We start from the raw sequence: 7,185 nt of genomic DNA, 5'->3' as shown, positions 1-7,185 counted from the left end.
GACATTGAATGTCCTAAAGCGACGTTGACTACGGCTACTATCACTCATAAAATCCATTGACCAACATTCACCTTGTTTATTAGGCACAAATAGCTTTTCCGGGCATCGTGGAGGAATGCGTTTTTTTCGTTTTACTCTGAGATTAAGCTTTAATTCACAATACACCCGATAAACACGCTTATGGTTCCATTGATAGCCGAGCTTTCTGATACGATTAAAGCATTTAGGAAAGCCCCAGCGTAAATGCCGGTCTGTGATAGCATTCAATACCGAAACAATCACCGAATCATCCTGTAACTTAGGTTGATAATAGTAAGCACAACGGCTTAAGCCAACGATAGCATAGCTATAGTAACAGAATGATTTTGTTGTAGTTGCTGTGCCCGCGTTTTACGGGCCTTTGTGGGCACTAAAGCTTTTTTATGATTTCTTCCTGAAGCTGTGATTTTAAGCTCAGCTCGGCAAACATCTGCTTAAGTTTGCGGTTTTCAGCCTCCAGCTCTTTTAAGCGTTTGATATCCGAAGTTTCCATGCCGCCGTATTTTTCCCGCCATTTATAAAAAGTTGAATTACCCATGCCATATTTACGGCAGAGTTCCTTGACAGGAATACCTGCTTCAGCTTCTTTTAAAATAGCGACGATTTGATGTTCAGTCATTTTTTTCATCATTAAATCCCCTTTTACTTTTATCATAGAGAATTTTCTACTTTTTTGCTGTACTATTTTAGGGGAGAGTTACATATTGAGTAGCTGGGCTATCTCTTTTTTATTCTTTCCGGCTTGTAATAATACGAAAATCTGGTATCTTTCCTTCCTAGAAAAGTGATTATAATGCATAGCAATCTCCAAACTGTGGTGGTGCGAAGGTGCTAGTATAAATCACCTTTCTACTTTCTTCACTCCACCGTGTTTAAAATTGCACTTCATGTTTGAATCCAGGAAACGCTTAAAATAGAAAATTCAATAAAATCAATACTCTACCTGAATGATTTTAGAGTAAAAAACTTTTTCATAATACCGCAAGGTCAATATACCTACCTTATTCCTGTATCAAAATATCCTAACCCTCATACTTAATTCATTTCACTTACCAAAATAGATCCAATTCTTAGTAAAAAAGAATTATATATCATATTGATTTTATTTTTCTTTTTGGTTATTTCTTTTGGTTAAAAAACAGAATTTTTATCTATCTCCTGATTAACTGTATTTAATATAGCCACATCGTGCGCTTTCTTTTATAATATTGTCTTATTTCTTCTCTATTTTTAGCTTAAAAAGAGTAATTTTTATGAAAATTTTAGCTGGCTGCTCTGCGTTATCTCCATTTCGTATTAGTAAAATCTTATCTGCTTGTTGTAAGAAATCTATCCCTGTTATCAATATTGAAGCCCAATACCTGCATTTTGTTGATTTGGCAGGCGAATTGACGGCTGAACAACAGTTAACGTTAGATAAATTATTACAATACGGTCCAAAAAATGCACAAATCAATGTTAAACAAACGGCTAGCAAGCAACTCTTTTTAGTGGCGCCAAGAGTGGGAACGATTTCGCCTTGGTCATCAAAAGCAACTGATATTGTACATAATTGCGGTTTACCACAGATTCGCCGTATTGAGAGGGGGATTGCTTATTATGTGCAAGTAAGTTCAGAATTAACCGATTGGCAAAAAAACGATTTTATAGCATTAATTCATGATCGCATGATGGAAGCAGTCTTTAGCCATGTTGATCAAGCCGAGCAGTTATTTCATGTTGAATCACCTGCGCCAGTGACAACCATTGATTTATTAGGTCAAGGTCGTGCTGCATTAGATGGGGCTAATCTTAAATTAGGTTTGGCGTTAGCATCTGATGAGATTGATTATTTAGTTGAGAACTTTAAAAAACTAAATCGTAATCCTACTGATATTGAACTTTATATGTTTGCACAAGCCAATTCCGAGCATTGTCGTCACAAGATTTTTAATGCCGATTGGGTTATTGATGGGGTAAAGCAGCCTAAATCACTGTTTAAGATGATCAAAAATACTTTTGAACACACTCCTGATTATGTTTCGTCCGCTTATAAGGATAATGCCGCAGTGATGGACGGTTCAATCGTTGGGCGCTTTTTTGCGGATAATGAGAATAAAACCTACTGCTATCATCAAGAATATGCAGATATTTTAATGAAAGTTGAAACACATAATCATCCAACAGCAATATCACCTTGGCCGGGTGCGGCAACGGGCAGTGGAGGTGAGATTCGTGATGAAGGTGCAACTGGTCGAGGTGCTAAACCTAAAGCTGGTTTAGTAGGGTTTTCAGTTTCTAATTTACGTATTCCTAATTTTGAACAACCTTGGGAGCAAAATTTTGGTAAGCCTGATCGCATTGTGAGCGCCTTTGATATTATGATGGATGGCCCTTTAGGTGGTGCGGCGTTTAATAATGAATTTGGGCGTCCGGCTTTGTTAGGGTATTTCCGTACTTATGAAGAAAAGGTTAATAGCCATAATGGCGAGGAGCTTCGTGGTTATCATAAACCGATTATGTTAGCTGGTGGTATGGGTAATATTCGCCGTGAACATATCCAAAAAGGTGAGTTTCCAGCTGGCTCTAAACTGATTGTTTTAGGTGGTCCTGCTATGAATATTGGCTTAGGTGGTGGGGCGGCTTCGTCTATGGCGTCGGGTCAGTCTGATGCTGATTTGGATTTTGCTTCTGTTCAGCGTGATAATCCTGAAATGGAGCGCCGTTGTCAGGAAGTTATCGATCGCTGTTGGCAACTTGGTGAAGACAATCCTATCTTATTTATTCATGATGTTGGTGCAGGAGGTTTGTCTAATGCAATGCCTGAACTTGTTAGCGATGGTGGGTGTGGTGGTCAGTTTGAGCTTCGTAAAATACTTAGCGATGAACCAGGTATGTCACCACTAGAAGTTTGGTGTAATGAATCACAAGAACGTTATGTGCTTGCGATTCATCCCGATAAATTGGCATTATTTGCTGAACTTTGTCAGCGTGAGCGTGCACCTTATGCGGTGATTGGTCAGGCAACCGCCAATAAGGCGGTTACCTTGCATGATGAGCATTTTAATAATCATCCCATCGATTTGCCATTAGATGTGCTACTTGGTAAAACGCCTAAAATGCAACGTGATGTTAAAACTCACCAAGCACATGGTGATAATTTTTCAACTTCTGAAATTAATTTATATGATGCGGTCAAACGCATTCTACATTTGCCAACCGTTGCCGAAAAGACCTTTTTAATTACCATTGGCGATCGTTCAGTGACGGGTATGGTTGCTCGTGATCAAATGGTCGGGCCTTGGCAAGTACCGGTTGCTGATTGTGCTGTGACTACTGCAAGTTTGGATAGTTATTATGGTGAAGCTATGTCAATTGGTGAACGTGCGCCAGTTGCGTTACTTAATTTTGCCGCATCAGCAAGGCTTGCAGTTGGTGAGGCAATTACTAATATTGCCGCAACCAATATCGGTAATATCAAACGGATTAAGCTTTCAGCTAACTGGATGGCGGCGGCAGGACATCCGGGCGAAGATGCTGGTCTTTATGAGGCCGTTAAAGCTATTGGTGAAGAGTTATGCCCAGTTTTAGGGCTTGCTATTCCTGTTGGTAAAGATTCGATGTCCATGAAAACGACATGGCAACAAGATGGTGAGCAACAAACCATGACTTCACCATTATCATTGGTGATTTCGGCATTTGCGCGTGTTGAAGATGTGCGTAAAACAGTGACACCACAATTGCGTACTGATCAGGATAATACTTTATTGTTGGTTGATTTATCGAAAGGCCATCAAGCACTAGGAGCCACCGCACTAGCCCAAGTGTATCGTCATTTAGGGCAAAAAACAGCGGATGTCCATGATCCTAAAGAGCTGCTTGCTTTTTATAATGCGATTCAGGCTTTAGTAAGCCAAAATGCTTTGCTTGCTTATCATGATCGTTCTGATGGTGGACTGTTTGTGACATTGGCCGAAATGGCTTTTGCTGGACATTGTGGTATTGATGTAGATATTGCCTCGTTAGGTCATGATGTGATTGCTTCGTTATTTAATGAAGAATTAGGCGCGGTTATTCAAGTAGCTAATAATCGTTTAGATGATGTGATGGCTTGCTTTAAGCAGTTTGGCTTATCCCATGCGGTTCATGTTCTTGGTAGTGCTAAAACTGGTCAACAAATTATTATGCGTGATAACTCGGCTACAGTATACAGTGAATCACGCTTAACCTTGAGAACATGGTGGGCACAAACGACATGGCAAATGCAACGCTTACGTGATAATCCTGAATGTGCAGATCAAGAACATCAAGCTAAACAAAATGAAGATGATCCAGGATTAAATGTGCAGCTAACTTTTGATCTGCAAGCCGATATTGCTGCGCCTTATATTGCCAAAGGTACAAAACCTAAAGTGGCCATTTTGCGTGAACAAGGTGTTAACTCGCATGTCGAGATGGCAGCAGCATTTGATAGAGCAGGCTTTCAAGCAATCGATGTACATATGACAGATTTACTTTCTGGTCGAATTACACTTAGTCAATTTAGTACACTGGTTGCTTGTGGTGGCTTCTCTTATGGCGATGTTTTAGGAGCAGGTGAAGGTTGGGCTAAATCTATTTTATTTAATAAAAAAGTGCGTGATGAGTTTGAACGATTCTTCCATCGCAAAGATACTTTATCGTTAGGGGTTTGTAACGGTTGTCAGATGATGTCGAATCTTAAAGATCTAATTCCGGGAGCGGATTTGTGGCCTCGTTTTGTTCGTAATTCGTCAGAACGTTTTGAAGCCCGCTTTAGTTTAGTGCAAATTCAATCAAGCCCTTCGTTGCTATTTACTGATATGGCTGGTTCGCATATGCCAATTGCTGTTTCACATGGGGAAGGACGTGTTGAAGTGGGTGATGATGTTCATCTAAGCCGTTTAGAGGCATCAGGATTAATTGCCGTACGTTATATTGACCATTTTGGCAAAGTAACACAGCAATACCCTGCTAACCCAAATGGTTCGCCAAACGGTATTACTGCAGTGACATCTCAAGATGGGCGGGCAACTATTATGATGCCACATCCAGAACGGGTATTTAGAACAGTAACTAATTCATGGCATCCTGATAACTGGGGTGAAGATAGCCCTTGGATGAGAATATTCCGTAATGCTCGTAAGCAATTAGGTTAAATAAAACAAAGATCGCCGACAATGGTGTCGGCGATATGTTTATTTGTTGAGTAGTTTAAGCAGTAACTGAGTGCTTTTGTCTTTCGATAAGTGGCTGCGCTAAAACGTGCCCCATTTTTCGTAATAGCTCGTCTGTTTCTTCCCAGTTAATACATGCGTCAGTCACAGATACGCCATATTTAAAGTTTTCTGGTAGTTGCTCGGAAGGCTGATTTCCTTCAAATAAGTTACTTTCAATCATTACACCAATAATTGAATTATTGCCTTTTTCTATTTGCTCGATAATGGAATTAGCAACAATAGATTGATTTCGATAATCTTTATTTGAATTCGCATGGCTACAGTCAACCATTAAGTTAGGTAACAATCCTGCCATTTTCATTTGTGTTTCGCACAATGCGACATTTTCAGCATCATAATTTGGTGTTTTACCGCCACGCAAAATAACATGTCCATGAGAATTGCCGGTTGTTTGTAAAACCGTTACTTGCCCTTGTTGGTTAATTCCTACAAAACGATGAGGCATAGAGGCTGATTTCATGGCATTAATTGCAACATCTAAACTGCCATCAGTTCCATTTTTAAAACCAACAGGCATTGAAAGCCCCGAGGCCATTTCTCGATGCGTTTGTGATTCAGTAGTTCTTGCCCCGATTGCAGACCAACTAATTAAATCGCCAATGTATTGTGGTGTGTTGGGATCTAGTGCTTCAGTTGCAATAGGCAAGCCAATTTGAGTAATATCAAGCAGTAATTTACGGGCTTTTTTTAGTCCATGCTCAATATCAAATGAGCTATCCATGTGAGGATCGTTAATCATACCTTTCCAACCAACAGTGGTTCTTGGTTTTTCAAAATAAACACGCATGACAATAAATAGGTGATCCTTAACTTCGTCTGATAGTCTTTTTAATTTATGCGCATACTCAATTGCAGCAACAGGATCATGAATAGAGCAAGGACCACATACAATAAGTAAGCGGTGATCACGTCGTTCTAAGATATCCACAACAGTTTGGCGTGATAAGGCAATTTGATTTTCTAAATCATGAGAAAGAGGGTAAAGCTGTTTGATTTCTTCAGGTGTGATTAACATATGTTCGTCTCTGATTCGAACATTATTTAAAGTATCTTTTAACATTTTATTTTCCTTGTTAAAATCATTTATATTTTTATATGTAAAATAACAATTACACAAACAATTATTATGTAAACACAAAATTACATAATAGTAAATGGAATTTTTATTATTTATCCAATCATAATTGTTTTATGATTTGTTATTTAATTATAAATTTAGTTTAAAGAGTTAGTGTAATAACAATTTAAGCAAATGTTGTAATAAAATATTTACATCTTTATATCGGGTTTTTGATGGCTATTTTATGTTATGAAAGCATAATATTCTGCTGATGATAAGGCGTTATTTGGGTTATGTATATTTATTGGAAGTTTTAATGATTACTTTGATATTAAGTGACATAGCTGAAAAATATTTACGCTCTGCTACTTTACCAGCTAACTTAGCCGCATGATTATATATTTTTAGGCAATGTACCTAGATTACACCATGAAGTGCAATTCTTCTTAGCTCCTTAGAATAAAAATCGGCAGGGCTTTTAAACTTATGCCGTTTTCTTGGGCGTGTGTTCAATAGATATTGTATTTTCTTTATCTGTTTGTCGTCAACTAATGAAATGGCCGCTGACTTAGGTATAAACTGACATATTAAGCCATTGGTGTTTTCATTTGTGCCTCTTTGCCAGCTTTTATAAGGCTCCGCAAAGTACACGGTAGTATTTAAATAATGCTCAATAGCATGATGATAATTAAATTCGGTTCCATTATCAAAGGTGATGCTTTTAACCATTTTTTTAAACGGCGTTAGCAATTTTATTATCATATCTCTCGTTTCGGAGGCGGTACGTTGATTGAGGCGCCCAATTAATACTAGCCCTGTTTTGCGTTCAACTAATGTCACCAATGCTTG

Annotated in this window: 6 protein-coding genes; 1 reads left to right on the top strand and 5 read right to left on the bottom strand. The window is 38.5% G+C overall.

From position 1 onward, the window contains the following. The 3 genes from A9G37_RS12395 to A9G37_RS12655 form a co-directional block, all read right to left on the bottom strand. Positions 1 to 282, bottom strand: a 282-nt coding sequence (locus A9G37_RS12395) for an IS3 family transposase (RefSeq protein ID WP_141671200.1), incomplete at its 3' end; no start/stop codon positions are given. 127 nt (positions 283 to 409) lie between these two features. Then, positions 410 to 694, bottom strand: coding sequence for a transposase (locus tag A9G37_RS11270; RefSeq protein WP_141670991.1), 285 nt, complete (start codon positions 692 to 694; stop codon positions 410 to 412). 42 nt (positions 695 to 736) lie between these two features. Next, on the bottom strand, positions 737 to 838 hold the full coding sequence (locus A9G37_RS12655; protein WP_141671199.1) for a helix-turn-helix domain-containing protein: 102 nt from the start codon (positions 836 to 838) through the stop codon (positions 737 to 739). A gap of 454 nt (positions 839 to 1,292) precedes the next feature. Between A9G37_RS12655 and purL the strand changes: the two genes are divergently transcribed. Next, on the top strand, positions 1,293 to 5,195 hold the full coding sequence (gene purL / locus A9G37_RS11265) for a phosphoribosylformylglycinamidine synthase (protein ID WP_065575558.1): 3,903 nt from the start codon (positions 1,293 to 1,295) through the stop codon (positions 5,193 to 5,195). Between the two features lie 55 nt (positions 5,196 to 5,250). Here the strand turns inward: purL and A9G37_RS11260 are convergent, their stop codons facing one another. Next, the gene (locus A9G37_RS11260) at positions 5,251 to 6,336 is read right to left on the bottom strand and encodes a 3-deoxy-7-phosphoheptulonate synthase (RefSeq protein WP_065575557.1); all 1,086 of its coding nucleotides are present in this window, start codon (positions 6,334 to 6,336) and stop codon (positions 5,251 to 5,253) included. A gap of 417 nt (positions 6,337 to 6,753) precedes the next feature. Continuing rightward, positions 6,754 to 7,185, bottom strand: a 432-nt coding sequence (locus tag A9G37_RS11255; RefSeq protein WP_141671198.1) for an IS30 family transposase, incomplete at its 5' end; no start/stop codon positions are given.

This window comes from Gilliamella sp. GillExp13, assembly GCF_001690815.1.
GTDB lineage: Bacteria > Pseudomonadota > Gammaproteobacteria > Enterobacterales > Orbaceae > Gilliamella > Gilliamella bombi.
This window is presented reverse-complemented; position numbering and strand designations above follow the sequence as displayed.

Bases quoted from the DNA above. Each gene is read 5' to 3' on its own strand.
- A9G37_RS11270 (WP_141670991.1), bottom strand. From the start codon at position 694: ATGATAAAAGTAAAAGGGGATTTAATGATGAAAAAAATGACTGAACAT.
- A9G37_RS12655 (WP_141671199.1), bottom strand. From the start codon at position 838: ATGCATTATAATCACTTTTCTAGGAAGGAAAGATACCAGATTTTCGTA.
- purL (WP_065575558.1), top strand. From the start codon at position 1,293: ATGAAAATTTTAGCTGGCTGCTCTGCGTTATCTCCATTTCGTATTAGT.
- A9G37_RS11260 (WP_065575557.1), bottom strand. From the start codon at position 6,336: ATGTTAAAAGATACTTTAAATAATGTTCGAATCAGAGACGAACATATG.